This is a genomic window from Klebsiella sp. 10 (assembly GCF_018223925.1).
Taxonomy (GTDB): domain Bacteria; phylum Pseudomonadota; class Gammaproteobacteria; order Enterobacterales; family Enterobacteriaceae; genus Klebsiella; species Klebsiella pneumoniae.
Genome location: NZ_JAGRRB010000018.1, coordinates 190495 through 213237 on the forward strand (window position 1 = coordinate 190495; position 22743 = coordinate 213237).

General features: G+C 61.0%; 22 protein-coding genes. 16 read left to right on the forward strand and 6 right to left on the reverse strand.

The annotated features are described in order from the left end of the window. Positions 1–75 precede the first annotated feature (75 nt). The 10 genes from phnF to phnP all read left to right on the forward strand — a co-directional run bounded on the left by phnF (position 76) and on the right by phnP (position 7754). The gene (gene phnF / locus KHQ26_RS20935; RefSeq protein ID WP_004177785.1) at positions 76–801 is read left to right on the forward strand and encodes a phosphonate metabolism transcriptional regulator PhnF; all 726 of its coding nucleotides are present in this window, start codon (positions 76–78) and stop codon (positions 799–801) included. Then, positions 802–1254, forward strand: coding sequence for a phosphonate C-P lyase system protein PhnG (phnG, locus tag KHQ26_RS20940; protein WP_002885214.1), 453 nt, complete (start codon positions 802–804; stop codon positions 1252–1254). After that, the gene (gene phnH, locus KHQ26_RS20945) at positions 1251–1835 is read left to right on the forward strand and encodes a phosphonate C-P lyase system protein PhnH (RefSeq protein WP_004210034.1); all 585 of its coding nucleotides are present in this window, start codon (positions 1251–1253) and stop codon (positions 1833–1835) included. Before phnG ends, phnH begins: the two co-directional genes overlap by 4 nt. Continuing rightward, complete coding sequence (locus KHQ26_RS20950) at positions 1836–2900, forward strand: carbon-phosphorus lyase complex subunit PhnI (protein ID WP_020803538.1); 1065 nt, start codon at positions 1836–1838, stop codon at positions 2898–2900. It abuts the gene before it with no gap. Further along, entirely contained in the window at positions 2893–3741 is an 849-nt protein-coding gene (locus KHQ26_RS20955; RefSeq protein WP_020803539.1) for an alpha-D-ribose 1-methylphosphonate 5-phosphate C-P-lyase PhnJ, read from the forward strand. The genes KHQ26_RS20950 and KHQ26_RS20955 overlap by 8 nt, the downstream gene beginning before the upstream one ends. After that, positions 3738–4496, forward strand: a complete 759-nt coding sequence (gene phnK, locus KHQ26_RS20960) for a phosphonate C-P lyase system protein PhnK (RefSeq protein ID WP_020803540.1) — start codon at positions 3738–3740, stop codon at positions 4494–4496. The genes KHQ26_RS20955 and phnK overlap by 4 nt, the downstream gene beginning before the upstream one ends. Before the next feature lie 107 nt (positions 4497–4603). Continuing rightward, complete coding sequence (gene phnL / locus KHQ26_RS20965; protein ID WP_002885196.1) at positions 4604–5284, forward strand: phosphonate C-P lyase system protein PhnL; 681 nt, start codon at positions 4604–4606, stop codon at positions 5282–5284. Then, entirely contained in the window at positions 5281–6417 is a 1137-nt protein-coding gene (phnM, locus tag KHQ26_RS20970) for an alpha-D-ribose 1-methylphosphonate 5-triphosphate diphosphatase (RefSeq protein ID WP_009484481.1), read from the forward strand. The genes phnL and phnM overlap by 4 nt, the downstream gene beginning before the upstream one ends. Next, the gene (gene phnN, locus KHQ26_RS20975; RefSeq protein WP_004151727.1) at positions 6417–6980 is read left to right on the forward strand and encodes a ribose 1,5-bisphosphokinase; all 564 of its coding nucleotides are present in this window, start codon (positions 6417–6419) and stop codon (positions 6978–6980) included. Before phnM ends, phnN begins: the two co-directional genes overlap by 1 nt. A gap of 15 nt (positions 6981–6995) precedes the next feature. Beyond that, complete coding sequence (gene phnP / locus KHQ26_RS20980) at positions 6996–7754, forward strand: phosphonate metabolism protein PhnP (protein ID WP_004151728.1); 759 nt, start codon at positions 6996–6998, stop codon at positions 7752–7754. Between the two features lie 21 nt (positions 7755–7775). Here phnP and yjdP read toward each other — a convergent pair whose 3' ends face one another. Further along, positions 7776–8129 (reverse strand): DDRRRQL repeat protein YjdP, encoded by a 354-nt coding sequence (gene yjdP / locus KHQ26_RS20985; RefSeq protein ID WP_004151729.1) that lies wholly within the window; start codon positions 8127–8129, stop codon positions 7776–7778. Between the two features lie 70 nt (positions 8130–8199). Continuing rightward, positions 8200–10485: an ATP-binding protein gene (locus tag KHQ26_RS20990; protein WP_020803543.1), complete on the reverse strand. Its 2286-nt coding sequence runs from the start codon at positions 10483–10485 to the stop codon at positions 8200–8202. A 179-nt stretch (positions 10486–10664) separates the two neighbouring features. On the opposite strand from KHQ26_RS20990, the gene KHQ26_RS20995 reads away from it, so the two are divergent. The 4 genes from KHQ26_RS20995 (at position 10665) to KHQ26_RS21010 (ending at position 15234) form a co-directional block, all read left to right on the forward strand. Then, positions 10665–12185: a sugar ABC transporter ATP-binding protein gene (locus KHQ26_RS20995; RefSeq protein ID WP_004210021.1), complete on the forward strand. Its 1521-nt coding sequence runs from the start codon at positions 10665–10667 to the stop codon at positions 12183–12185. Further along, positions 12182–13180 (forward strand): ABC transporter permease subunit, encoded by a 999-nt coding sequence (locus KHQ26_RS21000; protein WP_002885172.1) that lies wholly within the window; start codon positions 12182–12184, stop codon positions 13178–13180. The genes KHQ26_RS20995 and KHQ26_RS21000 overlap by 4 nt, the downstream gene beginning before the upstream one ends. 30 nt (positions 13181–13210) lie before the next feature. Further along, positions 13211–14152, forward strand: coding sequence for an ABC transporter substrate-binding protein (locus tag KHQ26_RS21005; RefSeq protein WP_002885156.1), 942 nt, complete (start codon positions 13211–13213; stop codon positions 14150–14152). Between the two features lie 74 nt (positions 14153–14226). After that, the gene (locus KHQ26_RS21010; protein ID WP_004177805.1) at positions 14227–15234 is read left to right on the forward strand and encodes a carbohydrate kinase family protein; all 1008 of its coding nucleotides are present in this window, start codon (positions 14227–14229) and stop codon (positions 15232–15234) included. A 124-nt stretch (positions 15235–15358) separates the two neighbouring features. Here the strand turns inward: KHQ26_RS21010 and KHQ26_RS21015 are convergent, their stop codons facing one another. From KHQ26_RS21015 to KHQ26_RS21025, 3 genes are all read right to left on the reverse strand, one after another. Next, entirely contained in the window at positions 15359–16276 is a 918-nt protein-coding gene (locus KHQ26_RS21015) for a nucleotidyl transferase AbiEii/AbiGii toxin family protein (RefSeq protein WP_004146663.1), read from the reverse strand. 5 nt (positions 16277–16281) lie between these two features. After that, positions 16282–17040 (reverse strand): type IV toxin-antitoxin system AbiEi family antitoxin, encoded by a 759-nt coding sequence (locus tag KHQ26_RS21020; protein ID WP_004177809.1) that lies wholly within the window; start codon positions 17038–17040, stop codon positions 16282–16284. An 85-nt stretch (positions 17041–17125) separates the two neighbouring features. Next, a complete protein-coding gene (locus KHQ26_RS21025) occupies positions 17126–17854 on the reverse strand; it encodes a response regulator transcription factor (RefSeq protein ID WP_004177810.1) in 729 nt (242 codons plus the stop codon). Positions 17855–18126: 272 nt separating this feature from the next. On the opposite strand from KHQ26_RS21025, the gene fdhF reads away from it, so the two are divergent. Together fdhF and KHQ26_RS21035 are read left to right on the forward strand one after the other, a co-directional pair. Then, the gene (fdhF, locus tag KHQ26_RS21030; RefSeq protein WP_077599005.1) at positions 18127–20274 is read left to right on the forward strand and encodes a formate dehydrogenase subunit alpha; all 2148 of its coding nucleotides are present in this window, start codon (positions 18127–18129) and stop codon (positions 20272–20274) included. 345 nt (positions 20275–20619) lie between these two features. Then, complete coding sequence (locus KHQ26_RS21035) at positions 20620–21306, forward strand: tetratricopeptide repeat protein (RefSeq protein ID WP_004151733.1); 687 nt, start codon at positions 20620–20622, stop codon at positions 21304–21306. 36 nt (positions 21307–21342) lie between these two features. On the opposite strand, the gene gltP is transcribed toward KHQ26_RS21035, so the two are convergent. Next, complete coding sequence (gene gltP / locus KHQ26_RS21040) at positions 21343–22656, reverse strand: glutamate/aspartate:proton symporter GltP (RefSeq protein WP_004146659.1); 1314 nt, start codon at positions 22654–22656, stop codon at positions 21343–21345. Between the last annotated feature and the right edge of the window lie 87 nt (positions 22657–22743).

Genomic DNA, 22743 nt, shown 5'->3' on the forward strand with positions numbered 1-22743 from the left:
TGCAACATAAACCGGTCAGGATCGGCCCACAACGCGAGGAAGCTCCTCGCCTATGCTGTGTGAGGCTTGATGACTATGCACCTGTCCAGACATCCGACCAGTTACCCCACGCGCTATCAGGAAATCGCCGCCCGACTTGAGCAGGAGCTGCGCCATCACTATCGCTGCGGCGACTATCTGCCCGCCGAGCAGCAGCTGGCGACGCGCTTCGACGTTAACCGCCACACCCTGCGCCGGGCTATCGACCAGCTGGTTGAGCGCGGCTGGGTTCAGCGCCGTCAGGGCGTGGGTGTGCTGGTGCTGATGCGCCCCATCGACTACCCGCTTAACGCCCAGGCGCGCTTCAGCCAAAACCTGCTGGAACAAGGCAGCGATCCCACCAGCGAAAAGCTGCTGTCGGTGCTGCGCCCTGCCAGCGCCCATGTCGCCGAAGCCTTTGGCATCAATGAGGGCGAGAACGTGATCCACCTGCGTACCCTGCGCCGGGTCAATGGCGTCGCCCTGTGCCTGATTGACCACTACTTCGCCGACCTGCGCTTCTGGCCGGTGCTACAGACCTTCAGCCACGGCTCGCTGCACGATCTGCTACGCGATCGGCTCGACGTCGAACTGACCCGCGTACGCACCAAAATTAGCGCCCGCCGCGCGCAGGCAAAAGAGAGCAAGCTGCTGGAAATCCCCAATATGGCGCCGCTGCTCTGCGTCCGCACGCTCAATAGCCGCGAGGGCGAGTCGCTCACGGCGGAGTACTCCGTCAGCCTGACCCGCGCCGACATGATTGAATTTACCATGGAGCACTGAATGCACTTCGATACCGCCACCCGCCAGCGCTGGATGTCCGTGCTGGCCCACAGTGAACCGCAGGACCTTCTGGCGCGCATGCAGTCCCTGCAGCTGGCGCCGGAATATGAATTGATTCGCACCCCGGAAACCGGGCTGGTACAGCTCCAGGCCCGCATGGGCGGTATCGGCGACCGCTTCTTTGCCGGCGACGCCACCCTTACCCGCGCAGCGGTACGCCTGGCTGACGGTACCCTCGGTTACAGCTGGATCTTAGGCCGCGACCGCCCGCACGCTGAACGCTGCGCGGCGATCGACGCCCTGCTGCAGTCGCCCCGCCATTTTCACACCTTAATGGAAACTCTGATAACCCCGCTGGAAGCGCTACGCAGCGCGCGCATTGAAGCCCGACGCGCCGAAGTCAACGCCAGCCGGGTCGACTTCTTTACCCTGGTTCGCGGAGATAACGTATGACCTTACAACCCGCTTTTACCCTGGCTGTGCAGGATGCCCAACACAGTTTTCGTCGCCTGCTGAAAGCGATGAGCGAGCCGGGGGTGATTGTCTCCCTGCAGCAGCTTCAGCACGGCTGGCAGCCATTGAACGTGGCGTCCACCAGCCTGCTGTTGACCCTTGCCGATCGCGAAACCCCGGTCTGGCTCGCCAGCGCCCTGCGTAACGATCTGGTGGGACAGAATCTGCGCTTTCATACCGGCGCGCCGCTGGTGGACCAGCCGCAGCAGGCGGTCTTTGCCGTCGCCAATGACGGTATCAGCGCCGAGCAGCTCAACGTCCTTTCCGCTGGCACCGTCACCGCGCCGGAAACCGGCGTCACACTGATCGTTCAGCTTGCCAGCCTCAGCGGCGGACGCATGCTGCGCCTGACCGGGGCAGGCATTGCCGAAGAGCGAATGATCGCGCCGCAGCTGCCGGACTGCATCATCGACGAATTAACCGAACGCCCGCACCCGTTCCCGCTGGGCATCGACCTGATCCTCACCTGCGGCGAGCGCCTGCTGGCGATCCCGCGCACCACCCACGTGGAGGTGTGCTAAATGTACGTTGCCGTCAAGGGCGGCGAGAAGGCGATCCGCGCCGCTCACGCCTTACAGGAACAGAAACGACGGGGCGATGGACGGCTTCCCGAACTGAGCGTCGATCAGATAGGCGACCAGCTCAGCCTGGCGGTGGACCGGGTGATGACCGAGGGCGGCATCGCCGACCGCGAACTGGCGGCGCTGGCGCTGAAGCAGGCCAGCGGCGATAACGTCGAAGCGATCTTCCTGCTGCGCGCCTACCGCACCACCCTGCCGCGGCTGGCGGTCAGCGAACCGATTAATACCGCGGAGATGCGCCTCGAACGCCGCATCTCCGCAGTGTATAAAGATATCCCCGGCGGCCAGCTGCTGGGCCCCACTTACGACTACACCCACCGCCTGCTCGATTTTACCCTGCTGGCCAACGGCGAAGCGCCGTCTGTGCAGCAAGCCGATGGCGAAGCAGAGCCGACGCCGCACGTCTTTAGCCTGCTCACGCAGCAGGGGCTGGCGAAGACCGAGGAAGATCGCGGCACGCCGCCCGACGATATCACCCGCACCCCGCCGGTCTACCCCTGCTCGCGTTCCTCGCGCCTGCAGCAGCTGATGCGCGGCGATGAAGGCTACCTGCTGGCGCTGGCCTATTCGACCCAGCGCGGCTATGGCCGCAACCATCCGTTTGCCGGCGAGATCCGCAGCGGCTACGTGCAGGTGGAAATCGTCCCGGAAGAGCTGGGCTTTAGCGTCAATATTGGCGAGCTGCTGCTGACCGAGTGCGAGATGGTTAATGGCTTCGTCGCCCCGCAGGAGGAGCCGCCGCACTTCACCCGCGGCTACGGCCTGACCTTCGGCATGAGCGAGCGCAAAGCGATGGCCATGGCGCTGGTCGACCGTGCGCTGCAGGCGCCGGACTATGACGAAGAGATTGCCGGCCCGGCGCAGGATGAAGAGTTTGTGCTGGCCCACGCCGATAACGTCGAAGCGGCCGGCTTCGTCTCGCATCTGAAGCTACCGCACTATGTCGATTTCCAGGCCGAACTGGCGCTGCTGAAACGCCTGCAACGGGAGAACGAACGTGGCTAACCCACTGACTGGCTATAACTTTGCTTACCTCGACGAGCAAACCAAGCGCATGATCCGCCGGGCTATTCTCAAAGCGGTAGCGATTCCCGGCTACCAGGTGCCGTTCGGCGGGCGCGAAATGCCAATGCCCTACGGCTGGGGCACCGGCGGCATCCAGCTGACCGCCAGCGTCATCGGTGAGAACGACGTGCTGAAGGTGATTGACCAGGGCGCGGATGACACCACCAACGCGGTGTCGATTCGTCAGTTCTTTAAGCGCGTCACCGGCGTCGCCACCACCGAGCGTACCGAAGACGCCACCCTGATCCAGACCCGCCACCGGATCCCGGAGACGCCGCTGGTGGAGGATCAGATCCTGATCTACCAGGTGCCGATCCCGGAGCCATTGCGCTTTATCGAGCCGCGTGAAACCGAAACCCGCACCATGCACGCCCTGGAAGAGTACGGCGTCATGCAGGTGAAACTATATGAAGATATCGCCCGCTTCGGCCATATCGCCACCACCTACGCCTATCCGGTGAAGGTCAATGGCCGCTACGTGATGGACCCTTCGCCGATCCCGAAATTCGATAACCCGAAAATGCACATGATGCCGGCGCTGCAGCTGTTCGGCGCCGGGCGCGAAAAGCGGATCTACGCCGTGCCGCCCTATACCCCGGTGGAGAGTCTCGATTTCGACGACCATCCCTTTACCGTGCAGGAGTGGGATGAGCCCTGCGCCATCTGCGGCTCGCGCCACAGCTACCTCGACGAAGTGGTGCTGGATGACAGCGGCCAGCGGATGTTTGTCTGCTCCGATACCGACTATTGCCGCCAGCAGAGCGGGGGGCAGAAAAAATGAACCAGCCATTACTTGCTGTGAATAACCTGACCCATCTCTACGCCCCGGATAAAGGTTTTCGCGATGTCTCCTTCGAGCTGTGGCCGGGAGAAGTGCTCGGCATCGTCGGCGAGTCCGGCTCCGGTAAAACCACCCTGCTGAAGGCAATCTCCGCCCGCCTGACGCCGCAGCAGGGCGAGGTGCTGTACCAGCAGCGCTCGCTGTACGCCATGAGCGAAGCCGAACGCCGACGCCTGTTGCGCACCGAATGGGACGTAGTGCATCAGCACCCGATGGACGGTCTGCGTCGCCAGGTCTCTGCCGGGGGCAACATCGGCGAACGGCTCATGGCCACCGGCGCCCGCCACTACGGCAACATTCGCGCCACCGCCGAAAAGTGGCTGCAGGAGGTGGAGATCCCGCCCTCGCGCATCGACGACCTGCCCACCACCTTCTCCGGCGGCATGCAGCAGCGTCTGCAGATCGCCCGCAATCTGGTCACCCAGCCGAAGCTGGTGTTTATGGATGAACCCACCGGCGGGCTGGATGTGTCCGTGCAGGCGCGGCTGCTAGACCTGCTGCGCGGCCTGGCGGTGGAGCTGAATCTGGCGGTGGTGATTGTTACCCACGATCTCGGCGTCGCTCGCCTGCTGGCGAACCGTCTGCTGGTGATGAAGCAGGGCCAGGTGGTGGAGAGTGGCTTAACCGACCGGGTACTCGACGATCCGCACCATCCTTACACCCAGCTGCTGGTGTCGTCGGTGTTGCAGAATTGATGCTGTTTTGCCGGGTGGCGGCTGCGCCTTACCCGGCCCACAGGTGCGTTATTCGTAGGCCGGGTAAGCGAAGCGCCACCCGGCAACTCAACCTCGTGAGAGCTAACATGATCCGCGTTGAAAACGTCCATAAAACCTTTGTTTTGCACCAGCAGCACGGCGTGCGTCTGCCGGTGCTGGCCGACGCCTCGCTGACCGTTAACGCCGGGGAGTGCGTGGTGCTCCACGGTCACTCCGGCAGCGGCAAATCGACCCTGCTGCGTTCGCTGTACGCCAATTATCTGCCGGACAGCGGCCATATCCATATCCGCCACGGCGACGAATGGGTGGACCTGGTCACCGCCACCCCACGCAAGGTGCTGGAAGTGCGCAAAACCACCATCGGCTGGGTCAGCCAGTTTCTACGGGTGATCCCGCGCATTTCGGCGCTGGAGGTGGTGATGCAGCCGCTGCTCGATCTTGGGACGCCGCGCGAAGCGAGCGCCGCCAAAGCCGCCCAGCTCCTGACCCGCCTCAACGTTCCGGAACGCCTGTGGCACCTTGCGCCGTCCACCTTTTCCGGCGGCGAGCAGCAGCGGGTCAACATCGCCCGCGGTTTTGCGGTCGACTATCCGATCCTGCTCCTTGATGAACCCACCGCCTCACTGGATGGCAAAAACAGTGCTGCCGTGGTCAACCTGATCCACGATGCCAAAGCGCGCGGCGCGGCCATCGTGGGGATTTTCCATGACGAAGGGGTACGCCGTCAGGTCGCCGACCGACTGCACTCTATGGGAATGACAGCATGATTATCAATAACGTAAAACTGGTTCTCGACGACGAGGTGGTCCACGGTTCGCTGGAAGTCCAGGACGGTCGCATCCTCGCCTTCGCCGAAAGCCAGAGCCGGCTGCCGCAGGCGCTGGATGGGGAAGGCGGCTGGCTGCTGCCGGGCCTTATCGAGCTGCATACCGATAACCTCGACAAGTTCTTTACCCCGCGGCCGAAGGTAGACTGGCCTGCCCACTCGGCGATGAGCAGCCATGACGCCATGATGGTCGCCAGCGGCATCACCACCGTGCTGGACGCCGTGGCGATTGGCGACGTGCGCGATGGCGGCGATCGTCTTGAGAATCTGGAGAAGATGGTCAATGCCGTGGAGGAGACGCAAAAGCGCGGTCTCAACCGCGCCGAACACCGCCTGCACCTGCGCTGCGAGCTGCCGCATCACACCACGCTGCCGCTGTTTGAAAAGCTGATCGATCGCGAGTCGGTGAGCATGGTCTCTCTGATGGACCACTCGCCGGGCCAGCGTCAGTACGCCGATCGCAGCAAGTACCGCGATTATTATCAGGGCAAATATCATCTGACGCATGACGAAATGGACCGTTTTGAAGCCGAGCAGATGGCTCTGGCCGCCACCTGGTCGCAGCCCAATCGCCAGACCATCGCCGCCATGTGCCGCGCCCGCCGTATCGCCCTTGCCAGCCACGACGACGCCACCGAGGCGCATGTGGCCGAATCCCACCAGCTAGGGAGCGTGATCGCCGAGTTTCCCACCACGCTGGCCGCGGCGCAGGCTTCACGTCAGCACGGGATGCACGTCCTGATGGGGGCGCCGAATATCGTGCGCGGCGGTTCCCACTCCGGCAACGTCGCCGCCCACCAGCTGGCGAGCCACGGTTTGCTGGACATCCTCTCATCTGACTATTACCCCGCCAGCCTGCTGGATGCCGCTTTCCGTATCGCCGACGCCGAGGACAATGCCTTCACCCTGCCACAGGCGATCCGTCTGGTCAGTCAGCATCCGGCGCAGGCGCTGGGCCTTGACGATCGCGGCGTCATCGCCGAGGGAAAACGCGCCGACCTGGTGCTGGCGCACCGTCGCGGCGAACATATCCAGATCGACCATGTCTGGCGCCAGGGAAAGAGGGTCTTTTAATGCCAGGAAAACTGATTTGGCTGGTTGGCCCCTCCGGCTCCGGTAAAGATAGCCTGCTGGCGGCGCTGCGCCAGCGCGAGCACCCGCAGCTGCTGGTGGCCCATCGTTACATAACCCGCCCGTTTAACGCGGGCAGCGAGAATCATATCGCCCTCAGCGAACATGAGTTTTTTACCCGCGCCGAGCAGCATCTTTTTGCTCTCAGCTGGCACGCCAACAATACTTACTATGGCATTGGCGTGGAGATCGACCTCTGGCTGCACGCCGGCTTTGACGTGGTGGCCAACGGCTCCCGCGCCCACCTGGCGCTGGCCCGGGAACGTTACGGCGAGGTTCTGGTGCCGATCTGTCTCGCCGTCTCGCCGCCGGTGCTGCGCCAGCGGCTGGAGCAGCGCGGCCGGGAAAACGCGCTGGAAATCGCCCAGCGTCTGGAACGCGCCGCGCGCTATAAGCCGGACAACTGCCTGACATTGAATAACGACGGCAGTCTCCGACAATCGGTCGATGAATTTTTCCGCCTGCTGCGCAGCCACGCGGCGCGCGAAGCGGATCAACTGGTATAAACAAAAGGTGACACGATGAGCCTGACCCTCCGCTTAACCGGCACCGGCGGCGCTCAGCTGGTGCCGGTCTTCGGCTGCGACTGCGCGGCCTGCCGCCGCGCCCGCCGCGAGGAGAGCCACCGACGCCGCCCCTGTAGCGGAGTGGTCACGTTCAACAGCGCCGTGACGCTGCTCGATGCCGGACGACCGGATCTGATGGAGCATCATCCCGCCGGCAGCTTTCAACAGGTGCTGCTGACCCACTACCATCTGGATCATGTGCAGGGGCTGTTTCCGCTGCGCTGGGGAGTCGGCGCGTCGATTCCGGTCTATGGCCCGCCGGATGACGCCGGCTGCGACGATCTGCTCAAACACCCCGGTCTGCTTGACTTTAGCCATACCGTCACGCCGTTTGTGATGTTTAACCTGCAGGGGCTGCGGGTGACGCCCCTACCCCTTAATCACTCGAAGCTGACCTTTGGTTATCTGCTGGAGTCGGCCCACAGCCGGCTGGCCTGGCTCTCGGATACCGCCGGGCTGCCGGACAAGACGCTGAAGTTTTTGCTCAATAACCGCCCGCAGGCGATGATCATCGACTGCAGTCATGAGCCGCGCGCGCAGACCCCGCGTAACCATAACGATCTAAACACCGTCCGCAGCCTTAACCAGGTCATTGGCTGTCCGCGGGTGATCCTCACCCATATCAGCCACCAGTTTGACGTCTGGATGATGGATAACCCGCTGCCGACAGGTTTCGAAGCGGGCTATGACGGGATGGAAATAGCGCTGGATTAAGCGCTGGCCTGCGGGGGGCGATCAGTAGCTATCATCCAGCCGACGCTGGTCGCTTTCTAACTGACGACGATCGCGGTCGAGCTGACGCTGGCGTTCATCCAGCTGGCGGCGGCGCTCGTCCAGCTGGCGTTGCCGCTCGTCATACTGGCGCTGACTGTCACGGCTCTGCTGACGGCTCCCCTGATAGCGCCCGTCATCATACCGGCCATCGTCATCGTATCTGTCGTCGTCATCGGAGCGACTGCTGCCCGGGTTATAGGCGTCGTTAATGGCTTGCTGAATATTGCCGATCGCGTCATCGATAATATCGGCGCGAGCGGCCAGGCTGGTCAGCGACAGAGTGCAAAAGAGCAGTGCGGTTGCGTAACGTTTCATCGGGGCCAATCTCATCAGAGTCCTGCCGCTACCTTAATCAAGCGTACACCCCCCGAGTAGCGGAGGAATCTCAAATCCTCGCGTACGCCGCGCTCAGCGCCTGCGCCAGCTGGGCGCGGGTAAACGGCTTACGCAGCCACTCCACTTCCGGCAGGGCCGGGTTCTGCGCCGGACGCAAATCCTGGCCGCTGATCAGTAGCACCGGCAGCGCCGGAAAGCGGCGTCGGGCGGTATGGATCACATCGGCGCCGCTCAGGGCCCCGGGCAGCATCAGATCGCTAATCAGCAGGGCAATATCCGGCGAGGCCTCCAGCAGCTGCAGCGCCTCTTCACCGCTGGCGGTTTCCAGCGTCAGCCAGCCCAGCTGATGCAGCTGTTCACATAGCGTCTGGCGGACATCCTCTTCATCTTCCAGCACCAGCGCCAGCCGCTCGCCCGCCGGGGGCGGCTCGTCCACCGCTGGCGCCACCTCCTTCTCAACCTCGGTCAACGCTCGCGGCAGCTGCAGCCGCACCGTCGTCCCCTGCCCCGGCGCGCTCTCCAGCGCCACCCGGCCGCCAGACTGGCGCACAAAGCCATACACCATCGACAGCCCCAGGCCGCTGCCGCTGCCGGTGGCTTTGGTGGTGAAGAAAGGTTCAAACACCCGGGCTTTCACCGCCTGCGACATCCCGCTGCCATGATCGATCACCTCCAGGGCCACCATATCCTGCCGCTGGCCGCTGCTGCGGGTGACCCGCTGATTCCAGGTGCGTATTTTGATGACCCCGCCGCGCCCCGCCATGGCGTCGCGGGCGTTCATCACCAGATTGATCAAGGCGTTTTCCAGCTGGCCAACGTCTATCCATGCCGGCCACGCCGGCGACTGCGCCTCAATCTCCAGGCTTAAGGTCGCCGGCAGGGAGTGACGCATCAGCTCGCTGAGGTTCTCCAGTAGCGGCGCCATCGCCGCCGCCTGGGGATGCAGCGCCTGCTTGCGTGAAAAGGCCAGCAGCCGCTGGGTCAGAAGCGCCCCACGCTCCGCCGCCTTCAGCGCCCTGGAGAGGCGCGGCGCATCGCGCGCATCCGGCTCCACCAGCTCAAGGCTGCCGATAATCACCGCCAGCAGGTTGTTAAAGTCATGCGCCAGACCTCCGGTCAGCTGGCCGACGGCCTTCATCTTCTGACTATGCAGCAGCGCCTCCTCCAGCTCCTGGCGCTTAATCCGATCGATCTCCATCTGGTTGGTCTTCTCTTTCAGCAGCCGGGTGGTGTGCTCCAGCGACGCCATATTGCGGGCGAAAACGTTAAAGGCCCGCGCCAGCTCCCCCAGCTCGTCGCGCCGCTGCAGGGCCGGCACCGAGACGTTCGGCTCTCCCTGAGCCAGCCGCGACATCGCCCGCGAGATGGCGGTCAGGTTCGAGCCGAGATTACGGTAGATGTACCACCCGGCGCAGCCGGTGATCGCCAGCGCCAGCAGCGCGGAAAGCAGAATAAACATACTGATGGAGCGCAGCTCCCGATGGCTCTGCGCCGCCCGCTGCTCTGAGGCTTCCGCCACCCGGGTCACGTACTGATTGATATCTTCGTTAAGCAACGCGACCAGCGCTTTGATGTGATACATGTACCAGCTGATCGTCAGGTCGCTCTCCTCCAGCTGGGCCGACAGCGGGGCCAGCGTCGCCAGCTCGCGGGTCACATCAGGGAGGACAAACGCCAGCGCGGGATCGGCGCTGCGTGTCGGCAGGGCGCCGCGCAGCTGGTCGAGTTGCAGGACGATCGACCGCGGCGTGACGGTATGGATCGCAGCCACGATCAGCCGGTCCATCTCGGCCAGCCGGCGCGGATCGATCGCCTTATCCCCGCCGCGATCGTTAAGATCGGCGAGATGGCGCAGGTTACTCTGATTCTGGTAAAGCGAACTCAGCAGCGCATTGCGCTGCAAATGGCGGCGCTGGCCGCGCTCCAGCATCTCCGCCACGCTCTGCTGCAGCGCGTTGCTGCGGCGAATAATATTGGCCACCCGCGCCTGCTCCTGCTGCGCCAGCGGGGCCGCCGCCAGCTGGGCCAGCGAGTGCTTCAGCGCCTGCTGCGTCGCCAGCAGCCGTTCCGCTTCGCTTTTGTACTCCAGCGCCCCCACCACCTGCGACAGGCGCACCGCCGCCGTGGCGACATTCGCCGTGTCCCGCGCCAGATCCATACTGCCGCGCATGTCGTTGAGAGTCTGGCGCTGCACCTGCTCCTGCAGCTGGCTGGCGTGGTGAAAGCCGAACACCGCCACGCCGCTGACCAACAGGGTGACCACGCCCATCAGCAGATTAAAGGAGAGCAGGCGGCCACGGGCGCTGGTGAAAAACGGGTGTCGGCGAGCGGTCATAACAACTCCGGTGAAGGATCGGTCGGCAGATAAGCGTGACGGTGCAGAAAATGACGCCGCGTAACTGTGATCGCGGTTAACTATTTATCACTATGACAAATATGAATGGATTCTGACATTCTGCATTTATTTTCCGGTGGTGGACTGCAGCTATTGTTCTTACAGACAGGAGCGCCGCGATGACCGCCACCCCGGTACTGGAAATGCGCCATATCGCCAAAGCTTTTGGCAAATTCTACGCGCTGAAGGGCGTCGACCTGACGGTCTGGCCCGGCGAGATCCATGCCCTGATGGGGGAGAACGGCGCCGGAAAAAGCACGCTGATGAAGATCCTCGCCGGCGCCTATACCGCCACCAGCGGCGAGATCCTGATCGACGGAAAACCGCAAACGATCCGCGGCCCCAAGGACGCGCTGGCCGCCGGGATCACGTTGATCTACCAGGAGATGCAGCTGGCGCCGAACCTGACCGTCGCGGAAAACATTTTCCTCGGCAGCGAGCTGGCGCGCGGTGGTCTGGTGCAGCGCAAAGCCATGCTCAGCCAGGCGCAGGCGGTGATCGACCGTCTCGGCGCCCAGTTCAAAGCCAGCGACCGGGTGATGACCCTGACCATCGCCGAACAACAGCAGGTGGAGATCGCCCGCGCCCTGCACCGTCAAAGCCGCATTCTGGTGATGGATGAACCCACCGCCGCCCTCTCCTCGCGGGAAACCCAGCGCCTGTTCGAGCTCATCCTGCGCCTGCGCGATGAGGGGATGGCGATCATCTATATCAGCCACCGCATGGCGGAAGTGTATGAGCTCTCCGACCGGGTCAGCGTCCTGCGCGATGGGCAGTATGTCGGCAGCCTGGTGCGCGACAAGCTCAACGCGCCGGAGCTGGTGCGCATGATGGTCGGCCGCCCGCTCAGCGATCTGTTCAATAAAGAACGGGACATTCCCCGCGGCCAGCCGCGCCTGCGGGTCGAGGATCTGACCGATGGCGGCAAGGTTAAGCCCAGCAGCCTGGTGGTGCATGCCGGCGAAATCGTCGGCCTCGCCGGGCTGGTCGGCGCCGGGCGTTCCGAACTGGCGCAGCTGATCTTCGGGGTGCGCAAAGCCACCGCCGGGGTGATTGAGATCGACGGCGAGCCGGTGGTGATCCACTCGCCGCGGGAAGCCATCGACCTCGGGATCGGCTTTCTGACCGAAAACCGCAAAGAACAGGGGTTGTTTCTCGAACTGGCAGCCCAGGAAAACATCACCATGGCGACGCTGGAGCGCGACGCGACCTGGGGGATGCTCAACCGCCGGAAGGCGCAAACCATCTCCGATGACGCCATCCAGTTGCTTAACATCCGCGTGCCGCACGCCCAGGTGCGCGCCGGCGGACTGTCCGGCGGCAACCAGCAGAAGCTGTTAATTTCGCGCTGGGTGGCGATTGGCCCGCGCATTCTAATCCTCGATGAACCCACCCGCGGCGTCGACGTCGGCGCGAAAAGCGAAATTTACCGCATCATGAACGACATGGCGCGCCAGGGCGTCGCCATTCTGATGATCTCCAGCGAGCTGCCCGAAGTGGTGGGCATGAGCGACCGGGTCTATGTGATGCGCGAGGGCGTTATCGCCGGCGAGCTACAGGCCGGTGATATTAGCCAGGAAAGTATCATGACGCTGGCCACCGGCGTGACCGATTCTCACCTTAAGGCAGGGCAACTATGAGCATACCGAAAGAGACCTCCGCGCCGGTCGCGAAATCCGCTTCGGCGAAAAAAATGTTGATGGGCGACCTGATGCAGACCGTCGGCATTCTGCCGATCCTCATCCTGATCGTCGCCGTTTTCGGCTTTATCGCCCCCAACTTTTTCACGGAAAGCAATCTGCTGAATATCACCCGCCAAGCCTCGATCAACATTGTGCTGGCGGCGGGAATGACCTTCATCATCCTCACCGGCGGCATTGACCTTTCCGTCGGCTCCATCCTTGGCACCACCGCAGTGGCCGCGATGGTGGTGTCGCTGATCCCGGCGTTTGCGTTGCTGTCGATTCCGGCGGCGCTGATGCTCGGCCTGCTGCTCGGCCTGTTCAACGGCGCGCTGGTCGCCTTCGCCGGGCTACCGCCGTTTATCGTCACCCTCGGCACCTACACGGCGCTGCGCGGCGCCGCCTATCTGCTGGCCGACGGCACCACGGTGATCAACTCCGATATCAGCTTCGAGTGGATCGGCAATGACTACCTCGGCCCAGTGCCCTGGCTGGTAGTCATCGCCCTGGCGGTGATCGCGGTGTGCTGGTTTATCCTGCGCCGCACCACCCTTGGGGTGCATATCTACGCGGTGGGCGGCAACATGCAGGCGGCGCGGCTGACCGGCATCAAAGTCTGGCTGGTGCTGCTGTTTGTCTATGGCATGAGCGGCCTGCTCTCCGGCCTTGGCGGGGTGATGAGCGCTTCGCGGCTGTACAGCGCCAACGGCAACCTCGGCGTCGGCTACGAGCTGGACGCCATCGCCGCGGTCATTCTCGGCGGCACCAGCTTCGTCGGCGGTATCGGCACCATCACCGGTACGCTGGTGGGGGCGCTAATTATCGCCACCCTCAATAACGGCATGACCCTGATGGGGGTCTCCTACTTCTGGCAACTGGTGATCAAAGGGGCGGTGATCATCATTGCGGTGCTGATCGACAAATACCGTACCCGGCATCATCAAAGTGCATAACAACAACATCTTACCTGCGAGGAAAAGCGAATGCGTTTAAAACCGATAGTCACCGCGCTGTGTGCTGGCGCGCTGCTGGCCGCCTCCCCTTTTGCGTCGGCCAAAGAGCTGAAAGCGATTGGCGTGACGGTGGGCGACCTTGCCAACCCGTTCTTTGTGCAGATCACCAAAGGGGCGGAGCTGGAGGCCCGCAAGCTGGCGGGGGATAACGTCAAAGTGACGCTGGTCTCCAGCGGCTACGATCTGGGCCAGCAGGTGGCGCAGATCGATAACTTTATCGCCGCCAAAGTCGATATGATCATCCTCAACGCCGCCGATTCGAAAGGCATTGGCCCGGCGGTGAAGCGGGCCAAAGAGGCCGGGATCGTGGTGGTGGCGGTTGACGTCGCCGCCGAAGGGGCCGACGCCACCATCACCTCCGATAACACCCAGGCGGGCGAGCTGGCCTGTAAATACATTAGCGACCGCCTGAACAACAAAGGCAACGTGGTGATCATCAACGGGCCGCCGGTCTCCGCCGTACAAAACCGCGTCGAAGGCTGCGAAACGGAGTTCAAAAAACACCCGGACATTAAAATCCTCTCCGCCAACCAGAACGCCAAAGGCAGCCGGGAAGGCGGCCTGGAGGTGATGACCTCCCTGCTGGCGGCCAATCCGAAGATTGACGGCGTGTTCGCGATCAACGATCCGACGGCGATTGGTGCCGATCTGGCAGCGAAACAGGCGCAGCGCAGCGAGTTCTTCATCGTCGGCGTCGACGGCAGCCCGGACGGCGAAGAGGCGCTGAAGCGTAAGAACTCGCTGTTCGTCGCCACCCCAGCGCAGGACCCACAGGTGATGGCAGCGAAGGCGGTGGAGATTGGCTACGACATCCTGCAGGGCAAACCTGCGCCGACCGCGCCGGTACTGATCCCGGTGACGATGATCGACAAAAATAACGTCAGCTCTTACAAAGGCTGGACCGTGAAATAAGCGCAACCAGGCGCACAATCGTTCCGCCGATTGTGCGCTACGCTTAACGAATATGACGGCGCGGAGTAGCGATCATGGAACGGAAAGGCATTATTGCCGCAGGCAACATGCTGGTCGATCATGTCCACCAGATCGGGCAGTGGCCGGAGCGCGGCTGGCTGGTGGAAATTGTCCATAGCGAACGCGCCACCGGCGGCGCGCCGCTGAATGTCCTGCTGACCCTGGCCAAAATGCACGCCGGGCTGCCGCTGCAGGCGGTCGGCCTGATTGGCGAGGATAACGATGGCGACTACATCACCGCCATGCTCGATCAGTACCATATCAATCGCCAGCTCGTACAGCGCACCAGCTCCGCCCCCACCTCGATGACCCAGGTGATGACCGACGCCGAAGGCCAGCGCACTTTCTTTCACTCTCCCGGCGCCAACCGCCTGCTTGATCTCCCGGCTTTTGAGCCGCTGGATGCGCCGCTGAAAATTTTCCATCTCGGCTATCTGCTGCTGCTCGAAAGCCTCGATCGCCCCGATGAAGTGTACGGCACCCGCAGCGCGCGACTGCTGGCGCAGATGCGCGAGCGAGGCTATGAGGTGTCCCTCGATCTGGTGTCACGCAAGGGCGACCCGCGCTACCGGCCGCTGGTCCTGCCGGCGCTGAAGCATCTTGACTACCTGACCATCAATGAACTGGAAGCCAGCGAGTTTAGCGGGCTGGAGATTCGTCTACCCAACGGCGAGCCGCACGTCGCCAATATCGCCCGCGCCGCCAGCGCATTGCTTGACGCCGGCGTACGCCAGCGGGTAGTGATCCATTGTCCGGAGGGGGCATGGGGCGTTTCCCGTACCGAAGCCGGGCGCTGGGTACCGTCATGGCGGCTACCGCCGGAGGAGATTATCGGCAGCGTCGGCGCGGGGGACGCCTTCTGCGCCGGCCTGCTGTACGGCAGCCACGAACGCTGGCCGTTAACCGCCAGTCTGCAGCTGGCCCACGCCTGCGCCCGCGCCAGCCTGCAGGCCGCCAACGCGATCGACGGCGCCAAAACGCTCCCTGAGCTGCAGGCGTTTATTCAGTTGCAGAATGGTTAGATCGAGTAGATCCCGCTATCAGGGCGATGCCACAGGAGAACGGCGTGTCATGGCGAGAAAAGGGATACGGTTTATTCAAATCACGCCTGTTTTACGCTGAGTTCAACAAGGGCGGGCCAGGTAACTAACTGCGCCACTCGGCCAGCACCTTTTCCAGTTTATCTAATGACTCAGCGCGTTTTATCGCTGGCATCTGATGAATATTGCGCAATTTCCACTGCACGGCAGGCAAATCCTGAATACGCATTTCCGGCGCTAAACGCCAGTCTGGTTCGCCTCGTTTAAATGACAGTAAAAAATCGACATCCTGTTGTGTGAAACAGGATTTTAACGCAGCAATCATCCTGTTGGGGACTGCTGTCAGTTCCTCCAGGGCTATCGTCTCAAATGTCATCCCGCTGAATTCACGGTAAAAAGGTTCAGCAATATCTTTCCAGCGAGGATTCAGCACTTCAGCCAGAGGCCGATTATGGCTCAGTAAATACGCGATAAACCCATTGAAAATGGGACGGTCAAGCTCCTGCGCATCAAGAAGTAATTTCACGTCATAAAAATCTCTGGGATGCTGGCGATCCAGCGCCGCGCATAATTTTCCACCGTAGAGGTCAGGCAACGAAACCACTGGAAGGCTGGCATAGCCAAAAACGTCCTCTACCGCCCCCACCACTTCTCGCTCCTGTGGTGGATATAATGTTCCCCGGGCGACCGGTGAAACCTCTATCTTTATTTGCGCGCTATCGGTAGTAACAATGACACGCATCTCATCTGAACGATTAGCTTGTAATACAGCGCTCATACCTGCCTGTTGTTGCAGATTGGCGGCAATACGTGCAAGCGCATCCCGTATATGAGGTAAAGCGATGGCTCTGCTTTCCAGGGGCACCCAGGCGAGGTCGATATCCACCGATAATCGAGGGAAATCGCGGATAAAGAGATTGATTGCAGTGCCACCTTTCAGCGCAAATTCCCGTTCGACAGCAACATAGGGTAAAACCTGCATTAGCAGAGCAACCTGCCGATAATAAGGCGCCTGTATATCCATATTTTTTATTCCTTTTGAAAGCGTTCAGGCACTGTGATTTGGTATTGAGCATTGAACTTTCCATTTTCCACGATTTGCCGCTTGCCCGCTCCCAGATCGATTTTTTGGCTATCGATTCGTTTGAGCCAGCCATGCTCGTAAAAACTGGCGAAGAAGAGATACAAACGCTTGGCCTGCACGGACTGGCTGACGGAAAGAAGATACTCTACTTTACGAGGATTAAGATTAACCAGCCCCTGGAAAAGCTCTGCAGCGTGGTTAAATGAGAGGGTCCCCGGCACCGCGCTCAGCAACTCGTAAGCAGCCAGTTCTGGCGCACTGCCGATGAGTTTTTTCCCTTTTATATCAAGCGTTACACGGTATCTATCATCCAGCACCGGCAGTTTTTTCCCCGATATGACTATCCACTCCACACCCGGGAATTCCCTGAACCATTTCGGCAGCAGCGCTTTATTTTCCACACTAAGCCAGCACTGGTTTTGTTTTAGCTGTAGATAGTGTGAACGGCCCTGCCAGACTAAGCTACTGAGCCCCGCAACATACACCGGAGCGGCAAGCTGATTTTGCAAACATGCTAATGCATCGTTCCACTCCGGCTCACGTCCCGCACGCGCATATACGCCGTTGCCTCTTTTTTTTAACCAGCCACTTTGCGCGTATTTAAAGGCCAGAGAGGGAGAGATGGCATGCTGGCTTAACCAGGACTGAAGGATCACATCTCCGGGAGCGCTGTTTTGCAGCAGCCAGTTTAATTTTGTTGCCATAGATTAACCCAGAGTGTCACTTTAATAAAAAAAGTAAACTCCCTGCGCCAAATAAAGTCAACAGCGGGTTGGCAGCAAACCCGCCCTACGCCGCCTTCTCGCTGTGGGTCACGTCGGCGGAAAAGACATAGCCCAGACCGCGCAGGGTTTTAATCAACGTCGGCTGATGCGGGTTGAGCTCAATTTTGCGCCGCAGGCGCATGATCAGCACATCGATGGTCCGGTCGAATACCTCGGTGCTTTCGTTATGGGTCAGCGCCAGCAGCTGTTCGCGATTCAATACCCGGCGCGCGTTCTGCGCCAGCGCCAGCAGCAGGCCATATTCTCCCTGGGTCAGCGGGATCGCCTGCTGCTGCGGGTTATACAGTTCACAGCGCGTGGTATCCAGCCGCCAGCCGTTAAACGTCAGGCCAGCACCGGCGCCCGACGCCTCGCCGGCCAGCGCCCCGCTGCGTCGCAGTACCGCTTTCACCCGGGCGACCACCACCCGCGAGCTGAACGGTTTGGCGATGTAATCATCGGCGCCCATCTCCAGGCCCACCACCACATCAGACTCACTGCCCAGACCGGAGAGCATCACCACCGGCAGCTCAGGCCGCGTGCGCTGCAGCTGCTGGAGCACCTGCAGGCCATAGGTATCCGGCAGGATCATGTCCAGTAAGACCAGCGCAATATCCGCCCGCTGCGCCACCGTCGCCAGCGCGTCGTTGCCGGTCTGGCTGACAAGCACTTCAAACGCGTGCGCGCCGAGCACATCGCTGAGCAGCTCGCCCATTGCCCTGTCATCATCCACCACTAAAATGACTGGTTTCATTTTTGCCTCTGCCCGCCGGGAATTAGTGTCAGTCTGATCGATTCTGCAAGCCTGCGCCGACAAATTCCTCTCCCGGTGACATTTTTTCAAGCGCCGTCACATCTCCAGGGTATCGACACGTCAAATCTGTCGACAGGCTGTTTTTCGTCAGCATTCCGCCCAAAAAACCCGCGTATCATCAAGGAATACCCACAATGAAAATATGGCATAGAAGATGCATAGTGACGGCGCGATAGCGCAAACGCGCCCATTGAATAACTGGAGCAAGACCGATGAAAAAAGTCGTCACGGTTTGCCCGTATTGCGCATCAGGTTGCAAAATCAACCTGGTGGTCGATAACGGCAAAATCGTTCGGGCTGAAGCGGCGCAGGGGAAAACCAACCAGGGAACCCTGTGCCTGAAGGGCTATTATGGCTGGGACTTCATTAACGATACCCAGATCCTAACGCCGCGCCTGAAAACCCCCATGATCCGCCGTCAACGCGGCGGCAAGCTGGAAGCCGTCTCCTGGGACGAGGCGCTGGATTACGTCGCCACCCGCCTCAGCGCCATTAAAGCCAAATATGGCCAGGATGCGATCCAAACCACCGGCTCCTCCCGCGGCACCGGTAATGAAACCAACTATGTGATGCAAAAATTCGCGCGCGCCGTTATTGGTACCAATAACGTCGACTGCTGCGCTCGCGTCTGACACGGCCCTTCGGTTGCAGGTCTGCACCAGTCGGTCGGTAACGGCGCCATGAGTAATGCCATCACGGAGATTGATAACACCGATCTGGTGTTTATCTTCGGTTACAACCCGGCGGATTCCCACCCTATCGTGGCGAATCACGTCATTAACGCTAAACGCAACGGGGCGAAAATTATCGTCTGCGACCCGCGCAAAATTGAAACCGCGCGCATCGCCGATATGCACATTGCGCTGAAGAACGGCTCGAACATCGCGCTGCTCAACGCCATTGGCCACGTGATTATTGAAGAGGATCTGTACGATAAATCCTTCGTCGCCAGCCGTTCCGAAGGCTTCGAGGAGTATCGCAAAATCGTTGAAGGCTATACGCCGGAGTCGGTGGAGGAGATCACCGGGGTCAGCGCCCAGGAGATCCGCGCCTGCGCCCGGATGTATGCCAGCGCCAAATCCGCCGCCATCCTGTGGGGCATGGGCGTCACCCAGTTCTACCAGGGCGTGGAGACGGTGCGGTCGCTGACCAGCCTCGCGATCCTCACCGGCAACCTCGGCAAGCCGAGCGTCGGCGTCAACCCGGTACGCGGCCAGAACAACGTTCAGGGCGCCTGCGATATGGGTGCGCTACCGGATACCTATCCGGGCTATCAGTACGTCAAGTTCCCGGAGAACCGCGAAAAATTCGCCAAAGCCTGGGGCGTGGAAAGCCTGCCTGCGCATACCGGCTATCGCATCAGCGAATTGCCGCACCGCGCGGCGCACGGTGAAGTGCGGGCGGCGTACATTATGGGTGAGGATCCGCTGCAGACCGACGCCGAACTCTCGGCGGTCCGCAAAGCGTTCGACGATCTGGAACTGGTTATCGTCCAGGACATTTTCATGACCAAAACCGCCTCCGCGGCTGACGTCATCCTGCCGTCCACCTCGTGGGGCGAGCACGAAGGCGTGTATACCGCAGCGGACCGCGGCTTCCAGCGCTTCTTTAAAGCGGTGGAGCCGAAGTGGGACCTGAAAACCGACTGGCAGATCATCAGCGAAATCGCCACCCGGATGGGCTATCCGATGCATTACAACAACACCCAGGAGATCTGGGACGAGTTGCGGCATCTGTGCCCGGACTTCTACGGCGCCACCTACGAGAAAATGGGTGAGCTCGGCTATGTCATGTGGCCGTGCCGCGATGAGTCCGACGCCGATCAGGGAACGTCGTATCTGTTTAAAGAGAAGTTCGATACCCCGAACGGACTGGCGCAGTTCTTCACCTGCGACTGGGTCGCGCCGATCGATAAGCTTACCGACGAGTACCCGATGGTATTGTCGACGGTGCGCGAGGTCGGCCACTACTCGTGCCGTTCAATGACCGGTAACTGCGCGGCGCTGGCGGCGCTGGCGGATGAACCAGGCTATGCGCAAATCAACACCGCCGACGCCGAACGGCTAGGCATCGAAGATGAAGAGCTGGTATGGGTCAATTCGCGTAAGGGGCGCATCATCACCCGCGCGCAGGTCAGCGATCGGCCGAATAAAGGCGCGGTGTACATGACCTACCAGTGGTGGATCGGCGCCTGTAACGAGCTGGTCTCAGAGAACCTGAGTCCAATAACCAAAACGCCGGAGTACAAGTACTGCGCGGTCAACGTTGAGCGGATTGCCGATCAGCGCGCCGCGGAACAGTACGTGATCGACGAGTACAACAAGCTGAAATCCCGCCTGCGCGAAAGCGCGATGGGTTAAGGTTCGGCGGTCTGACCCGGCTCGCGCGATGCGTAGGCCGGGTCAGGCGCAGCCGCCACCCGGCACATAAACGGCTCCGTGTCCACAGTCTGTCGCCCGGCGGCGCTGCGCTTGCGCGGGCCTACGGTTGGCAGGAGCATCTCCATCCGTAGGCCGGGTCAGGCGCAGCCGCCACCCGGCACACAAGCGGCTCCGTGTCCGCAGTCTGTCGCCCGGCGGCGCTGCGCTGGCGCGGGCCTACGGTCAGGTAGCGCAAATCGGCTCTAGCTACCGATACCCGCCATTTTCTTCTTTTTCGCCTCCCTTTATACTGCGCGCTATGTTCCTTACTGATAATAAATACAAATGAAATACCTCTTTTTATTTCTACTGGTTTTCACCAGCGGCGCAGCGGTGGCCACCGAACCTGGCAGTCAGTATCAACAGCAGGCCGAAGCCGGCGATCGACGCGCGCAATATTACCTTGCCGATACCTGGGTCAGCTCCGGCGATTATCAAAAAGCCGAATACTGGGCGCAAAAGGCGGCCGCCCAGGGCGATGGCGATGCGCTGGCGCTGCTGGCGCAGCTCAAAATCCGTAACCCCCAACAGGCGGACTATCCGCAGGCCCGCCAACTGGCGGAAAAAGCCGTCGAGGCCGGCAGTAAATCCGGAGAGATCGTCCTCGCGCGGGTGCTGGTCAACCGTCAGGCTGGCGCCACCGACGTAGCGCACGCCATCACGCTGCTGCAGGATGCTGCCCGGGATAGCGAAAGCGATGCGGCGGTAGATGCCCAGATGCTGCTGGGGCTGATCTACGCCAGCGGCGTACACGGCCCGGAGGATGATGTGAAAGCAAGCGAATACTTCAAAGGCAGTTCATCACTTTCCCGCACCGGCTATGCCGAATACTGGGCCGGGATGATGTTCCAGCAGGGAGAAAAAGGCTTTATCGAACCGAATAAGCAGAAGGCGCTGCACTGGCTCAACGTCAGTTGCCTGGAGGGGTTTGATACCGGCTGCGAAGAGTTTGACCGGATTAGTAAAGGATAAGAAAAAGCCCGGCGCTATCGCGCCGGGCTTTGTGTTTTATTGGGCGGTTTTATCAAACTTACCCAGCACTTCGCGTTCATAGGCCAGCGCTTTTTTGCGATCGAACTTATGCTCCCACTTGGCGATAACCAGCACCGCCAGCGCATTACCCACCACGTTCAGCGCGGTACGCGCCATATCGAGGATACGGTCGACGCCGGCAATAAAGGCAAGCCCTTCCAGCGGGATCCCAACGCTACCCAGGGTGGCCAGCAGCACCACGAAGGAGACGCCCGGCACGCCGGCGATCCCTTTCGAGGTCACCATCAGGGTCAGCACCAGGGTAATCTCCTGCCAGATAGAGAGGTCAATACCGTACAGCTGGGCGATAAAGATCGCCGCGATGCTCTGATACAGCGTTGAACCATCGAGGTTGAAGGAGTAACCGGTCGGCACCACAAAGCTGGTGATCGACGCCGGCGCGCCGTAGGCTTCCATCTTCTCAATAATGCGCGGCAGTACGCTCTCCGAGCTGGCGGTAGAATAAGCCAGAATCAGCTCATCTTTCAGGATGCGGATCAGGATCCAGATGCTCAGACCACACAGGCGCGCGACAATCCCCAGCACCACCAGCGCGAAGAACAGGATCGCAAAGTAAACCAGCAACACTAGCTTGGCCAGCGGCCACAGCGAGGCGAAACCGAAGGTGGCGACGGTTACCGAAATCAGGGCGAATACCCCGACCGGCGCATAGCGCATCACCATATGGGTGACTTTAAACATGGTCTCGGAGATAGAGCGGAAGACCGTCACCAGCGGCTCACGGTGGGTCGCCGGCAGCGAGGAGAGCCCCAGGCCAAACAGCACCGAGAAGAAGATAATCGGCAGCATATCGCCTTTCGCCATCGATGCCACGATATTGGTCGGCACCAGCGACAGGATGGTGCCCATCAGGCCGTGCGCATGGCTCTGCACTTCGGCGGTGGTGTTCTGATATTTCGAAATATCAACTGCCGCCAGCTGCGACATATCAATGCCCGTCCCCGGCTGGAAGACGTTGGCCAGGGTGATACCCAGCACAATCGCCACCGTGGTGATCACTTCGAAATAGATAATGGTTTTGGCACCGATCCGCCCTAACTGTTTGGCGTCACCCACGCCGGCAATCCCGACCACCAGGGTCGAAATGACAATCGGGACCACGATCATTTTAATCAGATGGATAAAGATATCGCCCGCCGGCGTCAGCAAATTGCTAATTAACCAATCGCGACTTTCAGCGTGGTAATGCAGATAACTGCCCAGAAGGATACCCAGCACCAGGGCTAGCAAAATTTGCCAGGCCAGACTGACTTTTTTTGTTTTCTTCACTACTGACTTCCTCAATGAAAGGCACCATTCCTTTTCGTCATGGTACCCACTGCAGGGGGTATGAATTGTGTTGCGTTGCTTTGTGGG